This is a genomic window from Nocardioides sp. JCM 18998, assembly GCF_055391535.1.
In genome coordinates this window covers 1,631,703-1,656,940 of record NZ_AP043886.1, presented here as the reverse complement: position 1 = coordinate 1,656,940, position 25,238 = coordinate 1,631,703, and the positions used below count along the sequence as shown (strand labels likewise).

Annotated in this window: 23 protein-coding genes and 1 tRNA gene; 11 read left to right on the top strand and 13 right to left on the bottom strand. The window is 71.4% G+C overall.

Translation table 11 applies throughout. The annotated features are described in order from the left end of the window. Nucleotides 1-34: 34 nt before the first annotated feature. The 6 genes from ACZ5L9_RS07830 to dcd form a co-directional block, all read right to left on the bottom strand. Nucleotides 35-973, bottom strand: coding sequence for a siderophore-interacting protein (locus tag ACZ5L9_RS07830; RefSeq protein ID WP_464535871.1), 939 nt, complete (start codon nucleotides 971-973; stop codon nucleotides 35-37). Then, the gene (locus ACZ5L9_RS07825) at nucleotides 970-1,833 is read right to left on the bottom strand and encodes an ABC transporter ATP-binding protein (RefSeq protein WP_464535869.1); all 864 of its coding nucleotides are present in this window, start codon (nucleotides 1,831-1,833) and stop codon (nucleotides 970-972) included. Before ACZ5L9_RS07825 ends, ACZ5L9_RS07830 begins: the two co-directional genes overlap by 4 nt. Beyond that, a complete protein-coding gene (locus tag ACZ5L9_RS07820) occupies nucleotides 1,830-2,888 on the bottom strand; it encodes a FecCD family ABC transporter permease (RefSeq protein WP_464535866.1) in 1,059 nt (352 codons plus the stop codon). The genes ACZ5L9_RS07825 and ACZ5L9_RS07820 overlap by 4 nt, the downstream gene beginning before the upstream one ends. Further along, nucleotides 2,885-3,967: a FecCD family ABC transporter permease gene (locus tag ACZ5L9_RS07815; RefSeq protein WP_464535864.1), complete on the bottom strand. Its 1,083-nt coding sequence runs from the start codon at nucleotides 3,965-3,967 to the stop codon at nucleotides 2,885-2,887. Before ACZ5L9_RS07815 ends, ACZ5L9_RS07820 begins: the two co-directional genes overlap by 4 nt. Next, nucleotides 3,964-5,019 carry an iron-siderophore ABC transporter substrate-binding protein gene (locus tag ACZ5L9_RS07810; RefSeq protein WP_464535862.1) on the bottom strand — a complete coding sequence of 352 codons (1,056 nt, stop codon included), beginning with the start codon at nucleotides 5,017-5,019 and terminating at the stop codon, nucleotides 3,964-3,966. The genes ACZ5L9_RS07815 and ACZ5L9_RS07810 overlap by 4 nt, the downstream gene beginning before the upstream one ends. A gap of 115 nt (nucleotides 5,020-5,134) precedes the next feature. Beyond that, nucleotides 5,135-5,710, bottom strand: coding sequence for a dCTP deaminase (gene dcd / locus ACZ5L9_RS07805; RefSeq protein WP_464535859.1), 576 nt, complete (start codon nucleotides 5,708-5,710; stop codon nucleotides 5,135-5,137). Between the two features lie 55 nt (nucleotides 5,711-5,765). Here dcd and ACZ5L9_RS07800 point away from each other — a divergent pair, with 55 nt between their 5' ends. The 6 genes from ACZ5L9_RS07800 to ACZ5L9_RS07775 all read left to right on the top strand — a co-directional run bounded on the left by ACZ5L9_RS07800 (nucleotide 5,766) and on the right by ACZ5L9_RS07775 (nucleotide 11,151). After that, nucleotides 5,766-6,521 carry an SGNH/GDSL hydrolase family protein gene (locus tag ACZ5L9_RS07800; protein ID WP_464535857.1) on the top strand — a complete coding sequence of 252 codons (756 nt, stop codon included), beginning with the start codon at nucleotides 5,766-5,768 and terminating at the stop codon, nucleotides 6,519-6,521. A 31-nt stretch (nucleotides 6,522-6,552) separates the two neighbouring features. Then, nucleotides 6,553-6,628: transfer RNA gene (locus tag ACZ5L9_RS07795), tRNA-Gly, on the top strand. A gap of 153 nt (nucleotides 6,629-6,781) precedes the next feature. Continuing rightward, the gene (locus tag ACZ5L9_RS07790) at nucleotides 6,782-8,182 is read left to right on the top strand and encodes a C39 family peptidase (protein ID WP_464535855.1); all 1,401 of its coding nucleotides are present in this window, start codon (nucleotides 6,782-6,784) and stop codon (nucleotides 8,180-8,182) included. Further along, a complete protein-coding gene (locus tag ACZ5L9_RS07785) occupies nucleotides 8,179-9,345 on the top strand; it encodes a hypothetical protein (RefSeq protein ID WP_464535853.1) in 1,167 nt (388 codons plus the stop codon). Before ACZ5L9_RS07790 ends, ACZ5L9_RS07785 begins: the two co-directional genes overlap by 4 nt. 10 nt (nucleotides 9,346-9,355) lie before the next feature. Continuing rightward, complete coding sequence (locus ACZ5L9_RS07780; protein WP_464535851.1) at nucleotides 9,356-9,988, top strand: DUF2461 domain-containing protein; 633 nt, start codon at nucleotides 9,356-9,358, stop codon at nucleotides 9,986-9,988. Between the two features lie 182 nt (nucleotides 9,989-10,170). Further along, nucleotides 10,171-11,151, top strand: coding sequence for a class I SAM-dependent methyltransferase (locus tag ACZ5L9_RS07775; protein ID WP_464535849.1), 981 nt, complete (start codon nucleotides 10,171-10,173; stop codon nucleotides 11,149-11,151). Nucleotides 11,152-11,173: 22 nt separating this feature from the next. Here the strand turns inward: ACZ5L9_RS07775 and ACZ5L9_RS07770 are convergent, their stop codons facing one another. Then, nucleotides 11,174-11,641 carry a nuclear transport factor 2 family protein gene (locus ACZ5L9_RS07770; protein WP_464535847.1) on the bottom strand — a complete coding sequence of 156 codons (468 nt, stop codon included), beginning with the start codon at nucleotides 11,639-11,641 and terminating at the stop codon, nucleotides 11,174-11,176. Nucleotides 11,642-11,802: 161 nt separating this feature from the next. On the opposite strand from ACZ5L9_RS07770, the gene ACZ5L9_RS07765 reads away from it, so the two are divergent. The 3 genes from ACZ5L9_RS07765 to ACZ5L9_RS07755 all read left to right on the top strand — a co-directional run bounded on the left by ACZ5L9_RS07765 (nucleotide 11,803) and on the right by ACZ5L9_RS07755 (nucleotide 16,224). Continuing rightward, on the top strand, nucleotides 11,803-13,662 hold the full coding sequence (locus ACZ5L9_RS07765; RefSeq protein ID WP_464535845.1) for an acyl-CoA dehydrogenase: 1,860 nt from the start codon (nucleotides 11,803-11,805) through the stop codon (nucleotides 13,660-13,662). 139 nt (nucleotides 13,663-13,801) lie between these two features. Further along, nucleotides 13,802-15,238, top strand: coding sequence for a family 43 glycosylhydrolase (locus ACZ5L9_RS07760; protein WP_464535843.1), 1,437 nt, complete (start codon nucleotides 13,802-13,804; stop codon nucleotides 15,236-15,238). Nucleotides 15,239-15,300: 62 nt separating this feature from the next. Then, nucleotides 15,301-16,224: an oxidoreductase gene (locus ACZ5L9_RS07755; RefSeq protein WP_464535841.1), complete on the top strand. Its 924-nt coding sequence runs from the start codon at nucleotides 15,301-15,303 to the stop codon at nucleotides 16,222-16,224. A 7-nt stretch (nucleotides 16,225-16,231) separates the two neighbouring features. Here ACZ5L9_RS07755 and ACZ5L9_RS07750 read toward each other — a convergent pair whose 3' ends face one another. The 4 genes from ACZ5L9_RS07750 to ACZ5L9_RS07735 are packed head-to-tail and all read right to left on the bottom strand — an operon-like array spanning nucleotide 16,232 to nucleotide 19,927. Beyond that, nucleotides 16,232-17,026 (bottom strand): crotonase/enoyl-CoA hydratase family protein, encoded by a 795-nt coding sequence (locus ACZ5L9_RS07750; RefSeq protein WP_464535839.1) that lies wholly within the window; start codon nucleotides 17,024-17,026, stop codon nucleotides 16,232-16,234. Between the two features lie 45 nt (nucleotides 17,027-17,071). Further along, nucleotides 17,072-17,467: a hypothetical protein gene (locus ACZ5L9_RS07745; protein WP_464535837.1), complete on the bottom strand. Its 396-nt coding sequence runs from the start codon at nucleotides 17,465-17,467 to the stop codon at nucleotides 17,072-17,074. Nucleotides 17,468-17,504: 37 nt separating this feature from the next. After that, complete coding sequence (locus ACZ5L9_RS07740; protein ID WP_464535835.1) at nucleotides 17,505-18,731, bottom strand: fatty acid desaturase family protein; 1,227 nt, start codon at nucleotides 18,729-18,731, stop codon at nucleotides 17,505-17,507. Next, nucleotides 18,728-19,927, bottom strand: coding sequence for a ferredoxin reductase (locus tag ACZ5L9_RS07735; protein WP_464535833.1), 1,200 nt, complete (start codon nucleotides 19,925-19,927; stop codon nucleotides 18,728-18,730). Before ACZ5L9_RS07735 ends, ACZ5L9_RS07740 begins: the two co-directional genes overlap by 4 nt. Nucleotides 19,928-20,013: 86 nt before the next feature. On the opposite strand from ACZ5L9_RS07735, the gene ACZ5L9_RS07730 reads away from it, so the two are divergent. Then, nucleotides 20,014-21,159 carry an RsbRD N-terminal domain-containing protein gene (locus ACZ5L9_RS07730; RefSeq protein WP_464535831.1) on the top strand — a complete coding sequence of 382 codons (1,146 nt, stop codon included), beginning with the start codon at nucleotides 20,014-20,016 and terminating at the stop codon, nucleotides 21,157-21,159. Between the two features lie 98 nt (nucleotides 21,160-21,257). Next, a complete protein-coding gene (locus ACZ5L9_RS07725) occupies nucleotides 21,258-22,109 on the top strand; it encodes an SGNH/GDSL hydrolase family protein (RefSeq protein WP_464535829.1) in 852 nt (283 codons plus the stop codon). A 13-nt stretch (nucleotides 22,110-22,122) separates the two neighbouring features. On the opposite strand, the gene ACZ5L9_RS07720 is transcribed toward ACZ5L9_RS07725, so the two are convergent. Both ACZ5L9_RS07720 and ACZ5L9_RS07715 read right to left on the bottom strand, forming a co-directional pair. After that, nucleotides 22,123-23,577 (bottom strand): amidohydrolase, encoded by a 1,455-nt coding sequence (locus tag ACZ5L9_RS07720; protein ID WP_464535827.1) that lies wholly within the window; start codon nucleotides 23,575-23,577, stop codon nucleotides 22,123-22,125. A 4-nt stretch (nucleotides 23,578-23,581) separates the two neighbouring features. After that, the gene (locus ACZ5L9_RS07715; RefSeq protein WP_464535823.1) at nucleotides 23,582-25,216 is read right to left on the bottom strand and encodes an ABC-F family ATP-binding cassette domain-containing protein; all 1,635 of its coding nucleotides are present in this window, start codon (nucleotides 25,214-25,216) and stop codon (nucleotides 23,582-23,584) included. Nucleotides 25,217-25,238: the final 22 nt, after the last annotated feature.

The window sequence follows — 25,238 nt, the reverse complement described above, 5'->3', positions numbered from 1 at the left end:
AACCACTGGGAGCGTTCTCAAACCTATGACCTCGTCACGATCGCATCGCGACGCCCTGACGCCAGTAGCCCATGAAGGCGACCTGGCGGCGGGGCATGCCGAGCTGGCCGACCAGATGACGACGCAGGGTGGTCACCATGCCGGCCTCCCCGGCGATCCACGCGTACCGGCCGTCCACGGGCGGAGCGACCGCCTCGGCCGTCTCCCCGAGGGCGGAGTACGTCGGCGTCTCCCAGGGCATGTCGTCCTCGGAACCGCCTGCGACGGGCACCGGGGCCGCGACCGGCAGCGCGGCGGGGGCCGCCGCAGCCGCTTCTCGGGCCAGCCCGAGATGCGCCGAGACCGCCTCGATCATCGGCTCGCCGATCGCCCGCTGGCCGCGCGGGAGCCAGGTCACCTCGACACCGTCGACGGCGGGGAGGTCGCAGATGTCCTCGGCGCACGGGACCTCGAGCAGGACCGTGCCCGTACGACCCTCGCGCGGCGGCAGCTCGCGCAGGATCTGGTGGATGGCCGGCAGCGCTGTCTCGTCGCCGACCAGCAGCAGTCGCTCGGCGTCGCCGGGCTCGAACTCGATACCGCCGCTCTCCATGCCGCGCTTGGGCAGCACGCCGAGGACCTCGTCCCCGATCTCGGCCGCCGTCGCCCACGCCGACCCGGGACCGTGTGCACCCGGGTGCAGCACCACGTCGACGACGAGCCGGGTGTCCTCACCGCTGCCGACGACGTCGGCGACCGTGTACGTCCGGATCACGCCGCGCGTCTCCTCGGGCAGCGCGGTGAAGTCGGTCCACCACGACTCCGCACGGAGCGTCGGCAGGCCGGCCGGTCCGGGCAGGACGAGCTTGAACCGCTGGTCGAAGAGCGGACCGTCGACGCCGAAGTCGGCCAGGTCGGGACCGGCCAGCTCCAGCCGGATGAACGAGGGCGAGGGCCGCGCGATCGCGGCCACCTGCAGACGAGCGAGCATCATCGGAGCTCTCCTCCCACCGTGGCGGGGTCGAGGGTGGGCACGTTCGCGGCGGCGGCGTGGTGCCGGCCGCGCGGCACGACGAGGGGGGTGCCGGAGACGGGGTCAGGGATGACGACCGACTCCAGCGCGAAGACGCTGCTCACCAGCTCCGGCGTCACGACGTCACGCGGGGCACCGGTGGCGACCACCGTGCCCTCGCGCATGGCGACCAGGTGATCGGCGTAGCGGGCCGCGAGATTGAGGTCGTGCAGCACCATCGCGACGGTCGTACCCCGCGAGCGATTCAGGTCGGTGAGCAGGTCGAGGACCTCGACCTGGTGGGTGACGTCGAGGAAGGTCGTCGGCTCGTCGAGGAGGAGCAGATCGGTCTGCTGCGCCAGGGCCATCGCGATCCACACCCGCTGGCGCTGACCGCCGGACAGCTCGTCGACCGACCGCTCGGCGAGGTCGGCGACGCCGGTCACGCTCAGCGCCTCCAGCACCGCCTCCTCGTCGGCGCGCGACCACCGCGTGAAGGCCCGCTGGTGCGGGTGGCGGCCCCGGGCCACCAGGTCGGCGACGACGATCCCCTCGGGCGCGATCGGGGACTGCGGCAGCAGCCCGAGCACCTGGGCGACCTTGCGGGTCGGGAGGTGGTGGATGTCGGAGCCGTCGAGCACGATCCGGCCGTCGGTCGGCCGCAGCAGCCGCGACATCGCCCGCAGCAGCGTCGACTTGCCGCACGCGTTCGGGCCGACGATCACGGTGATCTCGCCGTCGGGCAGCGTCAGCGAGAGGTCCTCGATGACGTGGCGCTCGCCGTACCGGAGGGAGACCCCCTCGATGCTCAAGCGGTGCTGGCTGACGTGAGGGCTGGTCATAGCGACCCTCCGGATCGATTGGCGCGGATCAACAGGTAGACGAGGAAGGGGGCACCGAGGGCGCCGGTGACGACGCCGACCGGGTAGCGGGTGCCGAACGCCCACTGGCCGACCTGGTCCCCGACCAGCACGATCAGCGCGCCGACGAGCCCGGACGGGACCAGCAGGGAGACGCCGGGGCCGATCAGGCGAGCGGCGATGGGGCCGGCGAGGAAGGCCACGAAGGCGATCGGGCCGGCGGCCGCGGTGGCGCAGGCGATCAGCAGGACGGCGGCCACGATGGAGAGCACGCGGATCCGCTCGACCGGCACGCCCAGCGCGGCGGCGGTGTCGTCGCCGTGGTGCAGCAGATCGAGGTCACGACCCAGCCAGACCAGCCCCGGAGCGACCAGCGCCACGACGACGAGCAGCGGGACGACCTCGCTCCAGGACGCGTTGTTGAGCGAGCCGGTGAGCCACCGCATGGCGGTCTGCAGATCCCAGGAGGCGGCCCGCATCAGCACCCACGAGACCACGCTGTCCAGCATCGCGGCCACGCCGATGCCGACCAGGATGAGCCGGGTCCCGACGACGCCGTCCTTCCACGCGAGCAGGTAGATCGCCAGGGCCGTGACGAGTGCCGCGACCACGGCGATGATGGAGACGGCGCCGCCAGAGAGCCCGAGGACGACGATCGCGAAGACGCCGGCCGCCGAGGCGCCGGAGCTGATGCCGATCACGTCGGGTGCCGCCAGCGGGTTGCGCAGCATGGTCTGGAAGGTGATGCCGCCCATGCCGAACGCGAGGCCGGTCAGGACCGCGAGACAGGCTCGTGGCAGCCGAAGGTCGCCGACGGTGAACGAGGCGCCGGGCACGGTCTGGCCGAGGACGACCCGAAGCACCTCGGAGGGCGTGTAGAAGGTGTGGCCGATCATCAGGGAGGCGAGGAACGCCACCACCACGAGCGCGACCAGGACCGTCAGGACGAGGGTGCGTCGACGCCCGCGCGCGCGGCGACCGGCCGCGAGCGAGCGGGCCAGGTCGGTGTCGAGCGGGGACGGGAGCACGGCGGTCACAGGGCACGCACCTTGGTACGGCGGACCAGCCAGATGAAGAACGGAGCGCCGAGCAGCGCGGTCACGATGCCCACGTCGACCTCGGCCGGACGGGCGATGAGGCGCCCGAGCACGTCGGCCCAGGTCAGCAGCGTGGCGCCGACGACGATCGAGGCCGGCAGCATCCAGCGGTGGTCGACGCCGACGACGAGGCGGCAGACATGGGGTACGACGAGGCCGACGAAGCCGATCGGGCCGGCGACCGCCGTCGCGGCGCCGCAGAGCAGGATCGCGCCGGCGCCCGCGAGCAGGCGGGTACGGCCGACCTTCTGCCCGAGGCCGGCGGCGACGTCGTCGCCCAGCGCGAGCGAGTTGAGGCCGCGGGCGGACAGCAGCGAGATGAGCGCGCCGAGGACGAGGAACGGCAGCACCTGGCGGATCCGGTCCCAGTCGGCGCCGCCGACCCCGCCGATCTGCCAGAACCGGAACTTGTCCATCACGTCGACGCGCGGGAGCAGGATGGCGCTCACCAGCGAGGTGAAGGCCGCCGACGTCGCAGCGCCGGCCAGGGCGAGCTTGAGCGGGGTGGCACCGCCGCGCCCGAGCGAGCCGATGGTGTAGACGACGAGGGCGGAGACCGCGGCGCCGCCGATCGCCACCCAGATGTACGACGACGGGGCGCTCAGGCCGAGATAGGCGATGCCCACCACGACCCACAGCGAGGCGCCGGTCGTGACGCCGAGCATCGCCGGGTCGGCGAGCGGGTTGCGGGTGACTCCCTGCATGACGGCACCGGCGAGGCCGAGCGATCCGCCGACGATGAGCGCCAGGGCGGTACGGGGGATGCGCTGGTGCACGGCGGCGGAGCCGATGGTGCTGTCGTCACCGGTGAGCCCGCGGACGATGTCGTGCCAGCCGGTGGCCCGCACCCCGACGGCGACCGAGGCGATCACCGCGAGGGCGAGCAGGACCAGCGCCGCGATGAGCCAGGCGGCCCGGGCGGTGGGGCGACGCGCCCCCCGCTGCCGTGTGGCGTCGGCAGCGGGTGGCGCCTCGAGTGTGCGGGTGGCTGCCTCCGGCAGACCGGGAGCCGGACTCACGCCTTGTCGGCGGCGGCGGCCAGCAGGTCGAAGTACTTGTCGATGCCCCACGGGATCGACAGCGGGGACGGGTTCGCCGAGGCCGCCAGCGGGGTGTCGTTCTCGAGGATCGCGACGGCACCCTTCTTCACCGCGGGGATCTTGCCGATCAGCGGGTCCTTCTGCAGCCCGGCGATCGTCGCGGCGTCGTCGCCGGCGTCGCCGTACCCGACCATGACGTCGACGTCGTCGAACTTCTGCGCCTCCTCCGAGCTCACCGTCTCGTAGAAGGTGTCCGACTTCGCGGACTTGGCGACGACCTCGTCGGGCATCGGCAGGCCCTGGTCGGCCAGGAAGCCGGGGCGGGTGTCGTGGGTCGTGTAGAACCCGATCTTGCTCATGTCCTTCGGGTCGATGTAGCTGAACATGATCTTCTTGCCCTCCAGCGAGGGATGCGCGGCGAGCGAGGTCTTGACCTTCTGGTCGAGGCTGCTGATCAGCGCCTCACCCTCGGACTTGAGGCCGAGCGCCTCGGAGTCCAGCCGGATCATGTCGTCCATCGAGGTGCCCCAGGCGAGACCGGGCTCGGCGACGACGGGCGCGATCTTGGAGAGCGTCTCGTAGTCCTCCTTGGTCAGGCCGGAGTACGCCGCGAGGATGACGTCGGGGTGCGAGTCGGCGACGGCCTCGAAGTCGATGCCCTCGGTCTCGTCCCACAGGGTCGGCGTGGTGCCGCCGAGCTCCTTGATCTTGTCCTCGACCCACGGCAGCACGCCGTCGTGGTCGTCATCGCCCCAGGTCACCTTGGCCATCCCGACCGGGACGATGCCCAGGGCCAGCGGCACCTCCTGGTTGGCCCAGGCGACGGTCGCGACCCGCACCGGCTTCTTCTCGATGGTGGTCTCGCCGAAGACGTTCTTGATCGTCACGGGGAAGGCGCTGCTGCTGTCGGCGGCGACGCTCGATCCGTCGCCGGCGGTGGAGCCGGAGTCGTTCGAGTCGCTCGAGCAGGAGGTGAGGGCGACAGCGGCCAGCGCGGAGGCGGCGGCGATGCCGAGGATACGACGGAGCACGGGGAGCCCTATCTTGGTTAGGAGTGCCTTAGTGAGGCCAGCCTAACCCTACTTAGGCAATCCTAAGCAAGACCCCAGGCGATGTGGCTCCGGTCACATCGCCGTCCGCAGTTGGTCAGATCGGGGTGCGGTGGAAGTTCTGGAAGCTGCGCGAGGCCGTCGGGCCGCGCTGGCCCTGGTAACGGCTGCCGTACTTCTCCGAGCCGTACGGGTGGTCGCTGGGCGAGGTCAGCTTGAAGAAGCAGAACTGCCCGATCTTCATGCCCGGGTAGAGCCGGATCGGAAGGGTCGCCACGTTGGCCAGCTCGAGCGTGACGTGGCCGGAGAAGCCCGGGTCGACGAAGCCGGCGGTCGCGTGGGTGAGCAGCCCGAGGCGGCCCAGGGAGGACTTGCCCTCGACGCGCGCGGCGATGTCGTCGGGGAGGGTGACGGTCTCGTACGTCGAGCCGAGGACGAACTCGCCCGGATGCAGGATGAACGGCTCGTCGCCCTCCGTCTCGACCATCCGGGTGAGGTCGGACTGATCGGCCGCCGGGTCGATCGCGGCGTACTTGTGATTGTCGAAGACCCGGAAGAAGCGGTCCAGCCGGACGTCGATCGAGGACGGCTGCAGCATCGCCTCGTCGTAGGGCTCGAGCGCGATCCGCCCGTTGTCCAGCTCGGTCTTGATATCCCGGTCACTCAGCAGCACGGGGTCAACCTACCCAATGCGGCCCTTAGCACATCGGCCAGCGACAATGCTGGACATGATCAAGCGGTACGTGGCACTCGGAGACTCCTTCACCGAAGGCGTCGGCGACCCGGACCCCACCCGCCCCAACGGCGTGCGCGGCTGGGCGGACCGCGTCGCCGAGGTGCTCGGCGGCTGCTGGAGCACCGAGTACGTCAACCTCGCGATCCGCGGCCGCAAGATGGGCCAGGTCCTCGACGAGCAGCTCGAACCCGCGCTCGCCCTGGCACCCGACCTGGTCACCATCTACGCCGGTGGCAACGACATCCTGCGCCCGAGCGTCGACTTCGACGCCCTGATGGGCCGGTACGAGGAGGCGATCGGCGCCCTGCGCGCCAACGGCGCACAGGTCCTCGTCTGGACCGCGTTCGCCGCCCGCAAGTCGTCTCTCTTCAAGCCGCTGCGGGGCCGCTTCGCCCTCTACAACGAGGACGTGCGCGAGATCGCCGACCGGCACGGCGCGACCGTCGTCGACTACTGGCGGATGAGCGAGTACGACGACTGGGGCTACTGGGACGTCGACCGGCTGCACATGGCCGCGCCCGGCCACCAGCTGATGGCGACCAAGGTGCTCGACGCGCTCGGCCTCGACCACGACCTGCCGACCCCCGAGCCGCTGCGCCGCCCGGTCCTCTCCACGGCCGAGCAGCGCGCGGCCAACTGGGCGTGGACGCGCGAGCACCTCGGACCGTGGGTGAAGCGCCGGCTGACAGGCACCTCGTCGGGTGACGGCCTGAGCCCGCGTTATCCGACCCCCGAGGTCATCGGATAGGGTTCGTCACAGCCTGGCTGGCCCAGGTGTTGCGGATGTAGCTCAGTTGGTAGAGCGCGACCTTCCCAAGGTCGATGTCGCGAGTTCGAGTCTCGTCATCCGCTCCACGACCGACATCGGCCGCTGCCCCGGAGGGCGGCGGCCGATGTCGTTTTCCTGGCAGAGACCTGTGTGACTGGTGGGATTGTTGCGACATCTGGGATTCCGGCCGATAGTGGAGCGACGATAGGCACCTTCCCCCAGCCCTCTCGGAGTACGCCATGCACCGCCCCCGCCCCCGTACCGTCGCCGCCGGCGCACTGGTCCTGCTGCTCGCCGCCGCGCCCTTCATCCCCCGCGGCCAGGACGACCACGGCAGCATCGCGCCGTCGAGCGACCGCCCGACGTTCCTGCCGCGCGAGTCCACCGCCGTCGGCACGACCCGGATCACCCCGGCGATGCGCAGCGAGATCGACCGCGTCGCCACCGCGACGGCCGCGCTGCCGCAGGTACACGGCCGGCTCACGCCCGGCGCCGCCTCCGCGATGACCCAGTGCGCCGACCTCGACGGCCAGCGCTACTGCCTCGGCCTGGGCTTCACCGAGGACAGCCCGACGGCCGTCCGTGCGCGGGTCGCTGCGGCCGCCTCACCCGCCGCCCGGAGGACGACCCGCAAGCAGCACCTTGTCAACACCGGCGACCTCTCTGCGCAGGGCGAGGCCGCCCGCCTCGCCGCGATGACACCGAAGCAGCGCGCCGCCGCCGCCCGCGAGGAGCTGACCGACGCCGCCCGCTCCGTGGCGAAGGTATGGATGCTGCGCCACGAGATCCAGGGCGTGCCGCTGCCCGACGGCTTCCTCGCCGCCCACCCGGAGGCTCGGGTCAGCACCGCCGCCGTCACCAACGTCGCCGCCCGCGCGGCCGTCACCACCACGGCCGCGAAGGCGACCGCCGCGGCGAGCAAGTCGCCCACGGCCGTGCCCAGCCCGGCCAAGAGCAGCGCCGCGGCCACCGTCGCCCGCACCGGCACGGCGAGCCCCATCGCCGCCGCGTCGACGTCGGCGAGCGCGACCGCCAGCAGCGCCCCGACCGTCGCCGCCTCGGTGCCGGTGACCTATCCGGTCAAGGTGAAGATCCTCAAGGCCCGCCAGACGGCCGAGCAGGTCCGGACGTACTGGTGCGGACCGACCTCGATGCAGATGATCACCTGGGGCTGGAAGAACAAGGACCTCGGTGCGCAGCACTGGGCCAACCACCTGCACACCACCACCGGCGGCACGGCCATCACCGACATGGTCCGGGTGGTCAACCGCTCGACCGGCTGGGACCGGGCCGACCACGCCGGCAAGTACGTCGTGCTCGACCTGCGCGGCTGGACCACCTCGCAGTTCTTCACGCTGATGCAGAAGCACATCGCGCAGTACCGCGCGCCGGTGATCCTGCACCCGCTGCTCTCGACGCGCTACTTCCCCTACCTGCCCTACAGCGGTTCGGGGCACTACCAGGTCGGCCGGGCCTACAAGACCACGGCGGACGGCGTGCAGGAGATCGGCTACTTCGAGCCGTGGAACCCGCAGCGCTTCCACCCGTCGGTGCCGTACGTCGCGCGCGTCCAGTGGCTGCCCGCCGACAAGATGCTGGCCGCGAACAAGGCGAACTCGCTGCATAACATCGGCCTGTGATCGCCTCGATGCCTCGCGCGCGCCGCGCGGGTGCGGCCGCCCTGGCCGCCCTCGCGCTGGCGCTCGTCACCGGCTGCACGAACGCCGACGACCAGCCCCAGGACGCCGCCACGCCCGGCCAGGAGCCGTCCGTCGCGACGGCCCCCGCCAGCCCGGCGTCGCCGTCCGACTCCCCCTCCGCCGACACCTCGGCACCCCCGAGCGCCACCGGTACGACCACCGCGACGCCGGCGACCGCCCTGCTGGACTGGAAGACGCTGCCGGGCAACCCGTCGGCGACGATCAGCACCAACGGCACCTGGACGCTCACGATCACGCCGAGCGGGCGCTCGTGGAGCCTCGCGAACAAGGGCGGCGGCTCCGGCTCCGGCCGGTCGGTGCCGCAGGGCCAACGCGTCATGAAGGCCGGCCTCGACGACGACTACGCGGTCGTGGTCTACGGCACCCAGTCGGGCCGGACGCCGCAGACCGCCGTCGTCACCACGCTGGCGAGCGGCGAGCAGGCGACGATCGACGGCTCCAGCGACCTGCCGCCGGCCTCCGACGGCTCGTGGTCGCTCGACGGCTCGACGCTGTGGCATGCGACCGGCGGCGACGGCTCGTCGCCGTACTGTCTCGTCTCGACCGACCTCACCACCATGACCTCCACCCGAGGCTGGTGCGCGGGGGAGCACGACGGCTTCACCAACATCCTGTCCTCCGGCGGCCGGGTCGCGATGATGACCTTCGACGACGCCCGCCCGACGTCGTGCCGCACCCTCGTGACGGTGGACGGCACGCGGACGACGCCGGTCCCGGGCGTGCCGGCGTGCAAGGGCATCCAGGCCGCCGTCCTCCACGACGGCTCGACGGTCTGGTCGATGGTCCCCAACGAGCACCGCTACCAGCAGGTGGAGGTGTACGGCCTCGCGTCGTCCGGCGCCACGGTCGACCTGGGCGCGGGCGTGAACGGCACCATGACCGTCTGCGGTGACGCGGCCTACTGGGCGAAGGACGCCACCGGCTCCACGGCGCCCGCGGTGATGCGCTGGGACGGCTCCACGCTGACCACGGCGTTCGAGGGGAAGGGCTTCCTCGGCCAGCCGCTGTGCGCCGGCCACGTGCTGAGCATCGTCGAGTCCGGCGACTCCGGCGACCGTCAGCTCAGCGCCACCGTTTCGTAGGCTGTTCGCCGTGACCTTCGCAGGCTTCCCGACCGCCGCCCTGGACTTCTACGACGACCTCGAGGTCGACAACACCAAGTCGTTCTGGGAGGCCCACAAGGCGGTCTACCAGGAGTCGGTGCTGGCGCCGATGAAGGAGCTGACCGGCGCGCTGGAGCCGGAGTTCGGCAAGGCCAAGATCTTCCGCCCCTATCGCGACGTGCGCTTCGCGGCCGACAAGACGCCGTACAAGACCCACCAGGGTGCGTTCGTGGCGGTCGCCCCCGAGACCGGTTTCTACGTCGAGGTCTCTCCGCAGGGCGTGCGGACCGGCGGCGGGTGCTACTACTTCCAGCCCGCCCGGCTGGCCGCCTTCCGCGCGGCGGTCGTGCACGACACGTACGGCGTCGAGCTCGAGCGGCTGGTCGCGGCGACCGAGAAGGCGGGCTACGAGACCGGCGGCGAGCAGCTCAAGACAGCGCCGCGCGGCTTCGACAAGGAGCATCCGCGGATCGGCCTGCTGCGGCACAAGTCGCTCACCCTCGGCCGCAGTTTCGGGTTCGAGCCGGTGATCCACACCGCAGACCTGCTCGACCTGGTCCGTGACGACTGGCGCGCGTTCCGGCCCGTCGTGGACTGGCTGGTCCGCAACGCCGGCGCCTGACTCCGACAGATCGTCCGAATGTCACGCCCCGGGAGGCCGCCGCACCGGTAGGTTCCTGATGCGCGGTTGAGGCCGCCTCTGGTCCGCGGAAAGGGCGCCACGCCCACCTCACGAACAGTCGGTCGACTCCCGATCGCGCGCTCGACACCCAAGCGGGCATGTCGGGCACAGGAAGCCGCACCATGAGCACCCACTCCCTCCCCGTACGACCCAGCCTGGAGCACCTGCGCCGCGAGGCGAAGCGCCTCCACGAGGACCTCAGGTCACACAAGACCACCGCCCTGTCTCGCGCGCGAGGTCATGCCCCGGACCTGCCGCCGACGCTGAGCACGGCCCAGCTCGTCATCGCGCGCGAGCACGGGTTCGCATCCTGGTCGCAGCTGCGGACCCTGGTGACGCGGATGGCGGCGGGTGGAGTCCCGTACGACGCCGTCGGCGACCGGTATGCGCAGTACCGGCGGGCCGAGCCGCGCTTCTCCCAGGCGATCCTCACCGCGCTCGGCGACGCGTGGACGGTGGTGAACGTCGGTGCCGGCACGGGTCTGTACGAGCCCACCGACAGGCCGGTGATCCCGGTCGAGCCCTCGACCACGATGGCGCTGCAGCGCCCCTCCACGCTGCCACCGGCTGTTCTCGGGGTCGCCGAGAGCCTGCCGATGGCCGACGGCACCGCCGACGCAGCCATGGCCACCCTGACGATGCACCACTGGACCGACCTTCGGCGTGGGTTGGCCGAGATGGCGCGCGTCGCCCGGCGCCGCGTCGTGCTCATGACGATCGACGCCTCGGTCCAGGCGCAGATGTGGCTCTTCGCCGACTACGTCCCTCAGATCGCGGCGCATGACCGGGAGGTGTTCCCCGAGATCGACGCCATCGTGGACGCGCTGGGATCGAAGGCCCGGGTGGAGCGTCTACCGGTGCCGCGGGACTGCCATGACGGCTTCGGCCTCGCGTGGTGGGGCCGTCCCGAAGCCGTGCTCGATCCCGGCGCCCGCGCCGCCACGAGCGGCTTCCGCTGGCTGGACGACGAGACCGAGCAAGCGGCTGTCGACCGGCTGGCCGCCGATCTGCGCAGCGGGGCGTGGGACGAGCAGCATGGCTCGCTTCGCCAGCGATCAGAGCTCGATGTCGGCCTGCGGCTCATCACGTGTGAGCTGACGTGACCCGGCGAGCGGCCTGAGCCACCTACGGGGCAGGCGTGAAGCTCGCCATCGAGCGCTCGGGCTCCCAATACGCCTTCATCGACGTCACCCGGCCCTCGTCGTTGACGACGTAGACCATGATCAGGTCGGTCGTCGTGTACGAGCCGTCGGGGAAGGTCGTCCGGATCCGGCCGACGTTCGCGCAGGTGTCGGAGCCGGGGTTCGCGAACGAGTCGTTGATCTCGAAGGCGAAGTCGCCGATGGGCGCGATCGCCTTCTCCCAGAACGCGGTGATGCCGGCGTGTCCGTGGTGACCGCGACCGTCCGGGTCGAACATCGAGGGTCCGACCGGATCCTCGATGATGGCGTCCTCGGCATAGACGGTGAGCCACTCGGCGAGGTCGCGTTTGGCGACCGCGGAGTAGGAGCGTTGCGAGGCGGTCCGCGCGGGATGCGGGTCGTCGGCGGCGTTCCAGGTGATCGCGTCTGAGCTGATAGCACCGGTCGTCATGCCGATCATATTAGAACACGTTCTACATGACCGCACCTGGAGCGCTCCCCCGACCGAGATCGCTGCCACATCACCCCGGTGTTGCCTGTCGCAAGCGCCCTGCTTATGCTTGAAGTTACCGGCCAGTAGCCGGGCGATCCCCGAGCCAGAAGGTGCAAGCAGTGAGCCACTACAAGAGCAACCTGCGCGACGTCGAGTTCAACCTCTTCGAGGTGTTCGGCCGCGACAAGGTCTACGGCCAGGGCCCGTTCGCCGAGATCGACGTCGACACGGCCAAGGAGCTCCTGGCCGGGATCGAGCGGATCTCCACCAACGAGCTCGCCGCCTCGTACGAGGACAGCGACCGCAACCCGCCGGTCTTCGACCCGAAGACCCACACCGCCCCGGTCCCCGCGTCGTTCAAGAAGTCGTACGACGCGTGGATGGAGTCGGGCATGTGGGCCATCCAGACCCCCGCCGCCATCGGCGGCCAGGACGCGCCCGCCAGCCTCGTGTGGGCCACCGCCGAATTCATCGTGGGCGCCAACGCTCCGATCTGGATGTACGGCGCCGGCCCGTTCTTCGCCTCGGTCGTCTACAAGAACGCCAACGGCGTCGAGCGCGACGTCAAGATCGCCCAGCACATGGTCGACCGCCTCTGGGGCGCCACCATGGTGCTGACCGAGCCCGACGCGGGCTCCGACGTGGGCGCCGGCAAGACCTTCGCCACCGACAACGGCGACGGCACCTGGAACATCTCGGGCGTGAAGCGCTTCATCACCAGCGCCGAGTCCGACCTCCAGGAGAACATCATGCACCTGGTGCTGGCGCGTCCCCGTGGCGTGGACGGCGTCGGCGGCCCCGGCACCAAGGGCCTCTCGCTCTTCCTGGTCCCCAAGCTGCACTTCGACGTCGAGACCGGCGAGCTCACCGGCGAGCGCAACGGCGCGTACGTCACCAACGTCGAGCACAAGATGGGCATCAAGTCCTCCAACACCTGCGAGGTCACCTTCGGCGACCCGCAGGTCGGCGGCGGCGAGCCCGCCCGCGGCTGGCTGCTCGGCGAGGTCCACGACGGCATCCGCCAGATGTTCGACGTCATCGAGAACGCCCGCATGATGGTCGGCACCAAGGCGATCGCCACCCTGTCGACCGGCTACCTCAACGCGCTCGAGTACGCCAAGAGCCGCGTCCAGGGCGCCGACCTGACCAACTCGGCCAAGGACGCTCCGCGCGTCACGATCACCCACCACCCGGACGTGCGTCGCTCCCTGATGGTGCAGAAGTCGTTCTCCGAGGCGATGCGCGCGCTGGTCGTCTACACGACCACGTTCCAGGACGACATCCTGATCGCGAAGGCCACCGGCGAGGAGAACAAGCTCGCCGAGACCGTCAACGACCTGCTCCTGCCGATCGTGAAGGGCTACGGCTCCGAGCGCTCCTGGACCCTGCTCGGCACCGAGTGCCTGCAGACGTACGGCGGCTCCGGCTTCCTCCAGGACTACCCGCAGGAGCAGTACGTCCGCGACGCGAAGATCGACTCGATCTACGAGGGCACGACCGCCATCCAGGGCCAGGACTTCTTCTTCCGCAAGATCGTGAAGAACCAGGGCCAGGCACTGGGTCACATCGCGGGCGAGATCAAGGCGTTCCTCGAGGCCGAGGGCAACGCCGAGCTCAAGGAGAGCCGCGCCCTGCTCGCCACCGCGCTCGAGGACGTCAACGCGATCGCCGGCCACATGTTCAACGACCTCATGTCCGCGCAGGAGGAGATCTCGAACATCTACAAGGTGGCGCAGAACACCAGCCGCCTGCTGATGGCCGTCGGCGATGTGGTCTGCGCCTGGCTGCTGCTGCGCCAGGCCGAGATCGCGCTCACCGCGCTGGCCGGAGACGCCGGCAAGGACAAGGACTTCTACACCGGCAAGGTCGCGGCCGCGAAGTTCTTCGCCGCCTACAACCTGCCCAAGCTGACCGCCGAGCGCGCCATCGCCGAGGCGATCGACAACTCGATCATGGAGCTCGACGAGAGCGCCTTCTGATCGATCGAGGCTGACCTCCTTCCTGGGTCAACGACTGTGGAGTCCGGTGCAAGCCGGACTCCACAGTCGTTTCAAAGGGCATTTCCGGCGTCCACGGGTTAACCTCACTCGTCACTTTCGTCACTCTCGGAGCCTGCCCATGCGCCTCGTGCCCTCTCGCCCCCCGGCCCGCCGGTTCTCCCAACGCCTCGTCGTCACGGTCCTCGCGCTCCTCGGCCTGGTCGTTCCGGCGGCGGTCGCGATCAAGCCCGTACCGCTCGACTGGAAGCACACGGTCGGCGACCCGAGCATCGTGAAGACCACCACCGACTACGTCGTCATCGCGACCGGCGCGAAGGTGAACCGGGCGCTGTCGAAGAACGGCAAGGTCTGGAAGTGGCGCTCCTCGGCGCTCGGCGCGCTGCCGACCTGGGCCAAGCCGAACGGTGGCGACATCTGGGCCGCCGACATGGAGAAGGTCGGCGCGCAGTACGTCCTCTACTTCTCGGCGCCGATCAAGGGCCGGACGGGCAGCAGCCGCTGCATCGGGGCCGCGACCTCGAAGTCCGCGACCGGCACCTTCGTCCCCGTCGCGGGACCGCCGCTGGTCTGCCCGTCGTGGTTCACCACCTCGCCGGCGCAGGACCGGATCATCGACAAGTCCGTCATCGACGCCTATCCCTCGGCCTCGGCCGCCGCCCAGCAGAAGCGGGTGGTCAAGCGCCGGCAGTGCGCCAGCGCGAGTGCCAGTGCGATCGCGGTGGCGAGCAGCAACGCCGCCGCGGCGAGCGCCTGGGCCTCCGCCCACCCGTCGACCACCCCGACGCCCACGACGACTCCGACGCCTTCGGGCAGCCCGACGACGACCGCGTCCGCCTCCGTGTCCGCGAGCACCTCGGTGAGCGCATCTCCCACCGCGCAGCCCTCCCAGAGCCAGGTCCCGACGCCGACCTTCGGGCCGACCGTGCCGGTCTTCGAGCCGTGCGTCCTGCCGCCGTTCGCCCCCAAGCCGGCCACCGCTCCGCAGGTGATCGGCGCGATCGACCCGTCGTTCTTCGCCGACGCCAACGGTGCCCCGTACCTGCTCTACAAGACCGACGGACGACCTTCCTCGATCCGGATCCTGGCCCTGACCCCCGACGGCCTGCACCCGCTCGCGGGCGCCTACAGCCAGGAGCTGGTCAACAACGCGGGTGTGCTGGAGAACCCGGTCATGCTCCGCCGCGGCGGGCGCTACTACCTGTTCAACTCCTACAACGACTACGCGCGCTGCGACTACGCCACGGTGTGGCGCACCTCGACCTCGCTGCTCGACTGGCACGCCTCGGGATCCCACGTGCTGCTCAACCGGCGCAAGACGCACGGGCTGTGCGGTCCCGGCGGGGCGGACGTGCTCAACACGCCCACCGGGCCGCTGATGTACTTCGAGGCGTGGACCTGCAAGCGCAGCTGGCAGCCCTGTGGCCGCTCGTTCTGGTCCTACAGCGCCACGTGGCAGCGCCAGCACCCGGTCCGCGCGCTCTACGCGGTCAAGCTCGGCTTCAACAGCGCGGGTGCGCCGTACGTGAAGCGGTACGTCCGGGGCTCCAAGCACTGACCCGGACCATCCGCTCCCGCTAGCGCTGCGCGCCGCCGGCTCCGTCCCCTAGGTTGAGGGTCATGACCTGGACGACCGAGGACATCGGCGAGCTCGACGGGATGACGGCCGTGGTGACCGGCCCGTCGATCGGCGGGATCGGGTACGACACCGCGCTCGAGCTGGCCCGGCACGGCGCCCGGGTGGTGCTCGCCGGGCGCTCGACCGACAAGCTGGCCGAGGCCGACGACGAGATCCGTCGCGCGGTGCCGGGCGCGGCGCTCGAGCAGGTCGTCCTCGACCTCAGCGACCTCGCCTCGGTGCGCCATGCGGCGGAGCGGATCACGGTGCTCGGCCCGATCCACCGGCTGATCAACAATGCCGGGATCATGGCCACCCCGTACGCCCGCACCGGCGACGGCCTGGAGCAACAGCTGGCGACCAACCACTTCGGCCCGTTCCTGCTGACGGGGCTGCTGCTGCCCGCGCTGGTCGAGGCCGGCGCGACGTCGCACGGCGGCCGGGTGGTCACGGTGGCGAGCCTCGGTCACAAGCTCGCCCCGAAGGCGCCGTTGAGCGACCCAAGGGTCGAGGGCCGCTACCTGCGCTGGCCGACGTACTTCCAGACCAAGCTCGCCAACCTGCTGTTCACCTACGAGCTCGATCGGCGGCTGCGCGCCGTCGGGCTGCCGGTGCGGGCCCTGGCAGCGCATCCCGGCTTCGTCAGCAGCCGGCTGATCAGCAACGGGTCGTCGTTCGGTCCGCTGTCGCGGATCGCCGACGCGGCCTACCCGCTGGTCTCCCAGAAGCCGGCCCAGGGCGCGTGGCCGTCCCTGATGGCCGCCACCGCCGACCTCCCCGGCGGGACGTACGTCGGTCCCTCCGGGCCGGCCGAGATGCAGGGCACGCCGCGGACGGTGCGGTCGAGCCGGCTCTCCCACGACCGGATCGCGCAGCGCCGGCTGTGGGAGGTCTCCGAGCAGACCACCGGTGTCACCTACCCCTGACGCCGAGCTACCGGGCGCGGGGCTTGTAGGTCGGCTTCTCCTTCTTGAAGGCGGCCTTCTGCGCGATCTTGGTGTTGGCGCCCAGAAGCAGGCGGAGCTGCTCGATCCGCTCACGGGCGAAGGTTCGACGGGGCGAGGCGTTCCAGGTGTCGTTGAACAGCCGCTTGGCCGCGGCGAGCGCGTCCGGGGAGCGCTCGGAGAGCTGGCGGGCGAACGCGGTCGCGGCGGCCACCGGGTCCGCGGCGAGCTCGCTGACCAGCCCCAGGCGGTGGGCCTCCTCACCGGTGAGCATCTGCGCGGTCATGGTGAGCCGCTTGGCGGTGTCGATGCCGACGACCTCGGCCAGCGAGCGGATGCCGCTCATGTCGGGGATGATCCCCCACTTGCCCTCGAGCACCGACCAGGTCGAGTCGGGGGTGGTGAAGCGGAAGTCGGCGCCGAGGGCGATCTGCACGCCACCGCCGAGGCAGTGGCCCTCGACCGCGGCGATCACCGGCACCGGCACCCGGCGCCACGCCCACGCGGCCTCCTGGAACGTGTTCGTGCCACGCCACGGGCGCGGCGTGAAGCTGCCCCACATCTTGCGCGGCTCCTTGAGCACGGAGGCGAAGTCGAGGCCGGCGCAGAACGAGTCGCCCTCGCCGGAGAGGACGACGGCGCGCAGGCTCTTGTCCCTGCTCAGGGCGTGCGCGGTGGTGACCAGCTCGCCGAGCAGGTCGAGCGTGAGCGCGTTGAGCTTGTCCGGCCGGTTGAGCCGGACCTGGGCGATGCCGTCGCTGATCGTGGTGGTGACGAGAGCCATGGCGCCAGCCTACGAGCAGGGCGCTACCGATGAGTAACCAAGGGCTCAGAGGTGGTCGGGCACCACGAACGCGTCCGGGTCGGCCTTCGGCGGGATCGACTCGATGGCGAGCTTGACCAGCGCGACCCGGGCGGCGAGGAGCACCTTGCGACGCAGCCGACCCTCGTCACCGAGCTGGGCCTCGACGGCCTGGGTGATCTGCTCGTCGGTGAAGACCGGTCGCTCACCGAGCGCCACCTCGACGTCCGGGAGCGCGACCAGCACCGGGAGGACCTGGTCACCGAGGCCGTTGAGGACGACGTACCGCTGGTAGCGGCTCATCGACTCCCACAGCTCGTCGGCGTCGATCCTGCCCTTGCGTACGTTCTTGTCCTGCGCGGCCGTCACCTGCTTGGCGACGCCCGTCAGGGCCGCGGTCATCTCCTTCTCGGTGAGCCTCATGCGCACAGCATGCCAAGCGCACCGAGAAGGAGCGCCGTCAGGCCTGGTAGGCGGCCTCGAGGTCGAGCTGCTCCTGGAGCTTGCGGCGCTGGGCGCGGGAGCCGCGGCTCATCTTCCACAGCACCTTGACCTGCTTGGGCAGGTTGCTCGGCTTGGTGGTGGCGAGCCAGTTGTTCGGGAACGACAGCCGCACGACCTTGTGCCAGGCGCTGTAGACCTGGGCCGGCATCGAGGCGGTGTGATACCGCAGGCCGTACTTCTCGAAGAGGGCCTGCACCTGCGGGGCGACCTCCGCGTAGCGGTTGGACGGCAGGTCCGGCCAGATGTGGTGCTCGATCTGGTGCGACAGGTTGCCGGTCATCATGTGCAGCGCCTTGGAGCCGGTGATGTTGGCGGAGCCGAGCATCTGTCGCACGTACCACTGGCCGCGGGTCTCGTCGGGGTCGATCGACGACTTCTCGTACGTCTCGACGCCCTCGGGGAAGTGGCCGCACATGATCACCGAGTGCGACCAGACGTTGCGCACGACGTTGGCCGTGACGTTGGCGATCAGGGTCGGGATCGCGGCGCCGAACGGGAGCGCGATGAGCGGGTGGACCAGGTAGTCCTTGGTCGCCTGCTTGCGGATCTTCTTCAGCGTGCCCTTGACGGCGCGGTTGAACTCGGCCGGGCGCTTCTCCTTCGGCAGGCGCAGGTTGCGGCCCAGCTCAAGGTCGTAGGCGGCGATGCCGTACTCGAAGACGAGCATGTTGGTGAAGTTGAAGGCCGGCTGGAAGAGCATCGCCGGGGTCCAGCGCTGGTCCTCGTCGACGCGCATGATGCCCCAGCCGAGGTCGTTGTCCTTGCCGACGATGTTCGTGTACGTGTGGTGCAGCTCGTTGTGGCTGTGCTTCCAGCCCTCGGCGGTGGAGGCGTTGTCCCACTCCCAGACGCTGGAGTGGATCTTCGGGTCACGCATCCAGTCCCACTGGCCGTGCATGATGTTGTGCCCGATCTCCATGTTGTCGAGGATCTTGGCGATCGAGAGTCCGATCGTGCCGAGCACGAAGGCGGGCGGGAACGCGCTGCCGAGCAGGACCGCGCGGGAGCCGAGCTCGAGGTAGCGCTGGGTCTTGATGACGCGGCGGATGTACGCGGCGTCCTTCTCCCCCCGGCTCGCCATCACGGACTGGCGGATCGCGTCGAGCTCGCGGCCGAGCTCCTCGATGTCCTCGGGCGTCAGGTGGTCGACAGCCGACTGCGGCTTCTTGGTCATGACGGTCATCGGAATCGCTCCTCGAGATCGGCGGTGGTGGAGGTGTCGGTGGGGTGCGTGATGGAGCACGCACCGGCGGCGGCGTTGATGCAGGTCTGGATCGGGAGGCCGCCCTCCGGCGTCTCCCCGGGGACGGCGACGGTCACGTCGCCGGTACGGAGGTCGCGGACCGCGCCCTCCTTGAGCGGCAGGATGCAGCCCATGCAGATGCCCATCCGGCAGCCGCTGGGCATCAGGACGCCGGCCTCCTCGGCGACGTCGAGGAGCGGGGTGGCGCCATCGGCCTCGAGCGTGTGGCCGGCGATGGCGAGGGTGCCGCCGCTGCCCGGCTCGACCGTGCCGAGGCGGAACTGCTCGGTGAACAGCTCCAGGCCCTGGGCGTCGTGGTGCTCCTGCAGCGCGTCGAGCAGTCCGTGCGGCCCGCAGGCGTACGTGACGCGCTCGGCCAGGTCGGGCACCAGGGCCGCGAGGTCGTCGACAGAGAAGAGGCCGTGCTGGTCGTCGTAGCGGGGGATCAGCCGGATGACGCCGGCGGCCCCGAGCTCGGCGAGGTTCTCGCGGAAGATCGTCTGGGGCTCGCTCGGGGCGAGGTGCACGACGGTGATGTCGAGCCGGGATGTGTCTGCAGCGCTCGCCCCTCGGCCCCTGGTCAGCAGGCCGCTGTCGGTGACGGGGTAGAGGTTGCGCAGCATCCCGATGACCGGGGTGATGCCGGAGCCGGCGGTGACGAAGAGCAGCTTGCGGTGGGCCTCGTCCAGGACGAACTCGCCGGCCGCCTGCTCCAGGTGGACCATCGTGCCTGGCTTGGCCTCGTGCACGAGGAAGGGCGAGACCACGCCGTCCGGGACCGCCTTGACCGTGATGGAGATGTGGCGATCAGCCCGCGGACCGTGGGTCAACGAGTAGGCGCGCCAGTGTCGGCGGCCGTCGACGTCGATGCCGATCCGGATGTACTGGCCGGGCACGTGCCCGGCCCAGCCCTTGCCCGGCTTGAGCTCGATCGTGGCCGCGTCGTCGGTCTCCGCGCGCACCGCGACGATCCGGGCGCGGAGCTCGGCGCTGCGGCGCAGCGGGCTGAAGAGGTCGAGGACGTCGGCGGGCTGCAGCGGGGTGACCGCAGCGGAGGCGACCTGGTGGAGCCGCTCGCCGATCGCACGCCGGAAGGTACCCGATCGGGGCTTCACGGCGGTGGATGCACTGCTCATGACATCAGAGTGCCTGCCACAAGGGGTTAAACTCTTGTGGTCACGACGCGAATCTACGTGTCGTAATTGTTCGCAGGAGACAAAGAATGGCCCGCCCGCCGGAACTGCTGCTGCCGCCCGAGGTCGTCGAGGCGCTCCGCCCGATCCTGCCGCGCGTCGGCGAGCAGGTGGTCGCCGCGGTGATCAGCGAGGTCCCCGCGTACCACGGAGCGTGGTCCGACCAGATGAGCCGGACGATCCAGGGCGCGGTCAACGTCGCGCTCGGCGGCTTCCTCTCCGTCGCCTCCGGCGAGATGACCGACGCGGGCCAGGCGACGCCACCGGCGGTGAAGGGGGCGTACGAGCTCGGCCGCGGCGAGGCGCGCAGCGGCCGCACCACCGAGGCGCTGCTCGCGGCGTACCGGATCGGGGCGCGCGTCGCGTGGCGCGAGATCTCCACGGCCGCCGTCGCGGCGGGCATGCCGTCCGAGACGCTGGTCGAGCTGGCGGCGCTGGTGTTCGCCTGGATCGACGAGGTCTCCGACGCCTCCGTCGCCGGACACGGCGACGAGCTGGCCACCGCCGGCCGGGTCCGCCAGCAGCTGATGTCCCGGCTGGGCCGGATGATCCTGCGCGGCGACGCGCCCGACGCCCTCGACGCCGCCGCCGAGCGGGCCAACTGGGAGCGGCCGACCACGCTGACCGCCGCCCTGGTGCCTGCCGCGCAGGTCGGGCCGGTGCTCGCGATGGTCTCCCAGGCGACGCTGGTGCTCTCCGAGCTGGGCGAGCTCGACGAGGTCACCCTGCTGCTCGTGCCCGACGTGCACGGCCGCGCACGCGGCGCCCTGCTGCGGGTGCTCGAGGGGCGCGACGCGGTCTGCGGCCCCTCGAAGCCGTGGCGCGACGCCCGGGTCTCCTACGAGCGGGCGATGCGGGCGCGCGAGGCCGGGCTCGGCCTCGACACCGACCAGACGCTGGTCGCCCTCGTGCTCGACGCCGACGCCGAGGCCCGGGCCGACCTGCGCGCGGTGGTGCTGGCACCGCTCGCCGACCTGCGCCCGACGACGGCGGAGAAGCTCACCGAGACGCTGCGCTCCTGGCTGCTGCACCAGGGACGACGCGAGGAGATCGCCGCCGAGCTCTTCGTCCACCCGCAGACCGTGCGCTATCGCATCGGCCAGCTGCGTGAGGTGTACGGCGATCGTCTCGAGGACCCGCGCTGGCTGCTCGCCCTGACGGTCGCCCTGGGTTGATCGTCCTGGGCTGAACGCGGGTCGACCGCCCGGCTGATCGCCCGGCTGATCGCCCGGGTTGGCCGGACGCGCCCACGGAAAGCCCGTACGGTGTGGACATGCGTCGCGCCGCGGGCCTCGTCCTCGCCCTCGTGCTACTCGCCGGGTGCGGCGCCACCACGAACGGCGCCACCACGAACGGCGCGAGTGCGCCGGCCGGTGGGCTGGGTCGCTACGTCGCGCTCGGCGACTCCTACTCGGCCGCACCGGGCGTGCCGGAGGACGATGTGACGACGAGCTGCTACCGCTCGACGCACAACTACCCGCACCTCATCGCGGCGGCCGTGCCTGGCCTGGAGCTGGTCGACCGGACGTGCTCGGGCGCATCGACGGACGACATGACCTCGCGGCAGCAGACCGACCCCGCGAAGGGGCTGAGCGAGGCTCCGCAGTTCGACGCCCTCACCTCCGCCACGCGCTATGTCTCGGTCAGCATCGGCGGCAACGACCTGCACTACTTCCAGCACATGCTGGAGTGCCTGACCCGCGGTGGCTGCGAGCAGCGCTTCGACGGGGACGCCACGGACCAGGCCGCCACGATCGGACGGCACCTCGACCGGGTGCTGCGCGGCGTGCACCAGCTGGCGCCGCAGGCGAAGGTCGTGGTCGTCGGCTATCCGCTGATGCTGCCGACGACCGACAGCTGCCCGCTGCTGCACGCCGATCCGGGCGCGATCGCCTACGCCCGCGGGGCCTGGGGCGCGCTGGTCCACCAGATGGAACGGGCCGCGCGCGTCGCGGGCGACACGTACGTCGATCTCTGGGGCGTCGCGCGGGGCCACGACCTGTGCGCCCAGCAGCCGTGGTTCAACGGCCCCATCGACAACGACCAGGCGATCGCCTGGCACCCGTACGAGCCGGAGCAGCAGGCCGCCGCCACCCTCGTCGGCAAGGCGCTCGCGGGCTCCTAGCCGCTCGCCCGCCCTACCCCGTCCGGAGCGTGCCCGCGACCGGCCGGCCCGCGACGATCGTGAGCGCGGCGGCCGGCATCGTCCGCAGCTCGGCAGGCGCGGCGGCGAGCGGGTCCCGGTCGAGGAGTGCCAGGTCCGCCGTGCTGCCCACGCCCACGGTCGGCTGGCCGTCCACGCTGGCGGCGAGCGCCTCGCGTACGGTCAGCGCCTGGCCCGGGCTCCACGGCTCCCGCTCGTCGGCGCTGCGATGGACCGCCGCCGCGATCGCGAGCCACGGATCGAGCGGCGCGACCGGGGCGTCGCTGCCCAGGGCCAGGGTGACGCCGGCGTCGCGCAGCCAGCCGAACGCGAAGCTGCGCTCCCCCTGACCGGGCCACACCCGCTCGGCGACGTCGCGGTCGTCGAGAAGATGCGCCGGCTGGACACTGGCGACCAGCCCCAGCTCGGCCATCCGGGCGGCGTGCTCGCGCCGGATCAGCTGGGCGTGCTCGACGCTGCCGCGCGCGCCGGTGCGGGCGTAGGCCTCCAGCGCGACGCCGACGGCACGGTCGCCGATCGCATGCGTCGCCACCGTGACGCCCCGGGCCCGGGCGCGGGCCATCTGCTCCTCGAGCTCGGCGGCGGAGAGGTTGGGGGCGCCGTGGGCGCCGGTGTCGGCATAGGGGTGGCAGCACCAGGCCGTACGGGTGCCGAGCGAGCCGTCGCTGATGATCTTCAGCGAGCCGAGCGTCAGCCCGGGTCGGATCGCCTCCCCGGTACAGCGCCCGGCGAACCCGTCCAGGTCGTAGGTCGCGCAGCGCACCCGCAGCAGGTCGCAGCCCCGATCCCAGCGCTGCGCCCACTCGTCGTGGTGCACGCCGAACTCGAAGTCGACGATCCCGGTCACGCCCATCGCCGCCGCGGATCGCAGCATCCGGGCGTAGGCCGCCGGCACGGCGGCGTCGGCCTCGAGTGCCGCCAGGCGGGGACTCGCCGCGTACCACTCCGTCTCGGCGACGACGCTGTCGCGGCGGGACAGCCCGAGGGCATCGAGGGCGGCGCTCGACAACCAGGCGTGGTGGAAGTCGGAGTTGATCAGCACCACGGGTGTCATCCCGGCGACCGCGTCCAGCTCGGCCACGGTGACCGGGCGCGACCAGGTGCCGGCACGATGGCCGGTCCCGACCACCGGTGCGCCGGGGTGGGTGCGGAGCCGGGACGCGACGGCGGCGAGCGCCCCGGCCGGCGACTGCGCGGCGCTCAGGTCGAGTCGTGCGGCGGCGCGCGCCCACTGGCCGGCATGCACGTGCTGGTCCCACAGTCCCGGGATGAGCCAGCGGCCGGCGGCGTCGTACTGCTCCTCGCCCGCGGCGTCGAGGCGCTCGCCGAGCGCCGTCACCCGGCCGTCGCGGACGAGCACGTCCACCGGCTCGGCGGGCACCGCGAGGCCGGTCGATAGGGGGACGATCCGGGCGTTCCTGATCAGCACGGGATCAGCATTCGGTGACGGTGCCGTCCTCGACCCGCAGCTGCCGGGTGGTGTGGACCGCAGCCAGCATCCGGCGGTCGTGGGTGACCAGCAGGAGCGTCCCCGGGTAGGTGTCGAGGGCCTGCTCGAGCTGCTCGATGGCGGGCAGGTCGAGGTGGTTGGTCGGTTCGTCGAGGACGAGCAGGTTGACGCCCCTCGCCTGCAGGAGGGCCAGCGCGGCGCGGGTCCGCTCTCCGGGGCTGAGGCTGGCGGCCGGCCGGGTGACATGGTCGGCCTTGAGGCCGTACTTGGCGAGGAGCGTACGGACCTCCTCGGGGCTCTGGTCCTGGACGTGGCCCTGGAACGCATCCACCAGGACGGTGTCGCCCTCGAAGAGGCGGCGGGCCTGGTCGACCTCGCCGACGATGACGCCGGGACCGAGGTAGGCGGTGCCCTCGTCGACCGGGATCCGGCCGAGGAGGGCCGCCAGCAGGGTCGACTTGCCCGCCCCGTTGGGGCCGGTGATCGCGACCTTCTCCGCCCAGCCGATCTCGAGGTCGACCGGGCCGAGCGTGAACGTGCCGCGGCGGACGACGGCCTTGGTGAGCGCGGCGGTGACGGCGCCGGAGCGGGGCGCGGCGGCGATCTCCATCCGCAGCTCCCACTCCTTGCGAGGCTCCTCGACGGCGTTCTTCTCCAGTCGCTCGATCGCCTTCTCCGACTGGCGGACCTTCGCGGCCTGCTTCTCCGAGCGATCGGCCTGGCGGTTGCGCAGCGACTTGTCCGGCTCGCTGCCCTGCTTGCGCATCGCGTTGCGGACCCCCTGCGCCATCCAGTTGCGCTGGGTGACCATCCGGTCGCCGAGCGCACCGAGCTTGCCGGCGTACTCCTCGTACTCCTCACGGGCGTGCTGGCGGGCGATCTCGCGCTCGCGCAGGTAGGCGTCGTAGCCGCCGCCGTAGAGGTTGACCTGGCGCTGGTGGAGGTCGAGCTCCAGGACCCGGGTGACGGTGCGCGCCAGGAACTCGCGATCGTGGCTGACCACGATGGCGCCCGCGCGCAGGCTGGTGACGAAGCGCTCCAGCCGGTCGAGGCCGTCGAGGTCGAGGTCGTTGGTCGGCTCGTCGAGCAGGAACAGGTCGTAGCGGGACAGGAGCAGCGAGGCCAGGTTGGCACGGGCCGCCTGGCCCCCGCTGAGCGAGGTCATCAGGGCGTCGGTGCCGACGGTCAGCCCGACGTCGGCGAGCACCTCCTCGGCGCGCTCCTCCAGGTCGGCGCCGCCGAGGGTGAGCCACCGGTCGAGGGCCTCGGCATATTCGTCGGGGTCCGCATCGTAGTTCTCGGTGGCGGCGTCGTAGCGCGCCTGGGCGGCGGCGACGCCCGTACGGCGGGCGAGGAACTGCGCCACCGTCTCGTCGGGGCGGCGCTCGGGCTCCTGCGAGAGATAGCCGATGGTGGCGGCCGGCGGGCTGGTCGTGACCGAGCCGGACTCCGGGGCGAGCTCGCCGGCGATCGTCCGCAGGAGGGTCGACTTGCCGGCGCCGTTCGGGCCGACCAGGCCGACCACGTCCCCCGGCGCGACGACCAGGTCGAGGGCATCGAAGAGGGCCTTGGCGCCGTACCCGCTGGAGAGATCCCGGACCTGCAACGTGGCGCTCATGGGCGTCACGGTAGTCGGCTAC

Bases quoted from the DNA above. Each gene is read 5' to 3' on its own strand.
- ACZ5L9_RS07760 (WP_464535843.1), top strand. From the start codon at position 13,802: ATGCGCCTCGTGCCCTCTCGCCCCCCGGCCCGCCGGTTCTCCCAACGC.
- ACZ5L9_RS07735 (WP_464535833.1), bottom strand. From the start codon at position 19,927: ATGAGCAGTGCATCCACCGCCGTGAAGCCCCGATCGGGTACCTTCCGG.
- ACZ5L9_RS07830 (WP_464535871.1), bottom strand. From the start codon at position 973: ATGATGCTCGCTCGTCTGCAGGTGGCCGCGATCGCGCGGCCCTCGCCC.
- ACZ5L9_RS07730 (WP_464535831.1), top strand. From the start codon at position 20,014: ATGGCCCGCCCGCCGGAACTGCTGCTGCCGCCCGAGGTCGTCGAGGCG.
- ACZ5L9_RS07740 (WP_464535835.1), bottom strand. From the start codon at position 18,731: ATGACCGTCATGACCAAGAAGCCGCAGTCGGCTGTCGACCACCTGACG.
- ACZ5L9_RS07790 (WP_464535855.1), top strand. From the start codon at position 6,782: ATGCACCGCCCCCGCCCCCGTACCGTCGCCGCCGGCGCACTGGTCCTG.
- ACZ5L9_RS07825 (WP_464535869.1), bottom strand. From the start codon at position 1,833: ATGACCAGCCCTCACGTCAGCCAGCACCGCTTGAGCATCGAGGGGGTC.
- ACZ5L9_RS07745 (WP_464535837.1), bottom strand. From the start codon at position 17,467: ATGAGGCTCACCGAGAAGGAGATGACCGCGGCCCTGACGGGCGTCGCC.
- ACZ5L9_RS07750 (WP_464535839.1), bottom strand. From the start codon at position 17,026: ATGGCTCTCGTCACCACCACGATCAGCGACGGCATCGCCCAGGTCCGG.
- ACZ5L9_RS07800 (WP_464535857.1), top strand. From the start codon at position 5,766: ATGATCAAGCGGTACGTGGCACTCGGAGACTCCTTCACCGAAGGCGTC.
- ACZ5L9_RS07725 (WP_464535829.1), top strand. From the start codon at position 21,258: ATGCGTCGCGCCGCGGGCCTCGTCCTCGCCCTCGTGCTACTCGCCGGG.
- ACZ5L9_RS07770 (WP_464535847.1), bottom strand. From the start codon at position 11,641: ATGACGACCGGTGCTATCAGCTCAGACGCGATCACCTGGAACGCCGCC.
- ACZ5L9_RS07715 (WP_464535823.1), bottom strand. From the start codon at position 25,216: ATGAGCGCCACGTTGCAGGTCCGGGATCTCTCCAGCGGGTACGGCGCC.
- ACZ5L9_RS07775 (WP_464535849.1), top strand. From the start codon at position 10,171: ATGAGCACCCACTCCCTCCCCGTACGACCCAGCCTGGAGCACCTGCGC.
- ACZ5L9_RS07755 (WP_464535841.1), top strand. From the start codon at position 15,301: ATGACCTGGACGACCGAGGACATCGGCGAGCTCGACGGGATGACGGCC.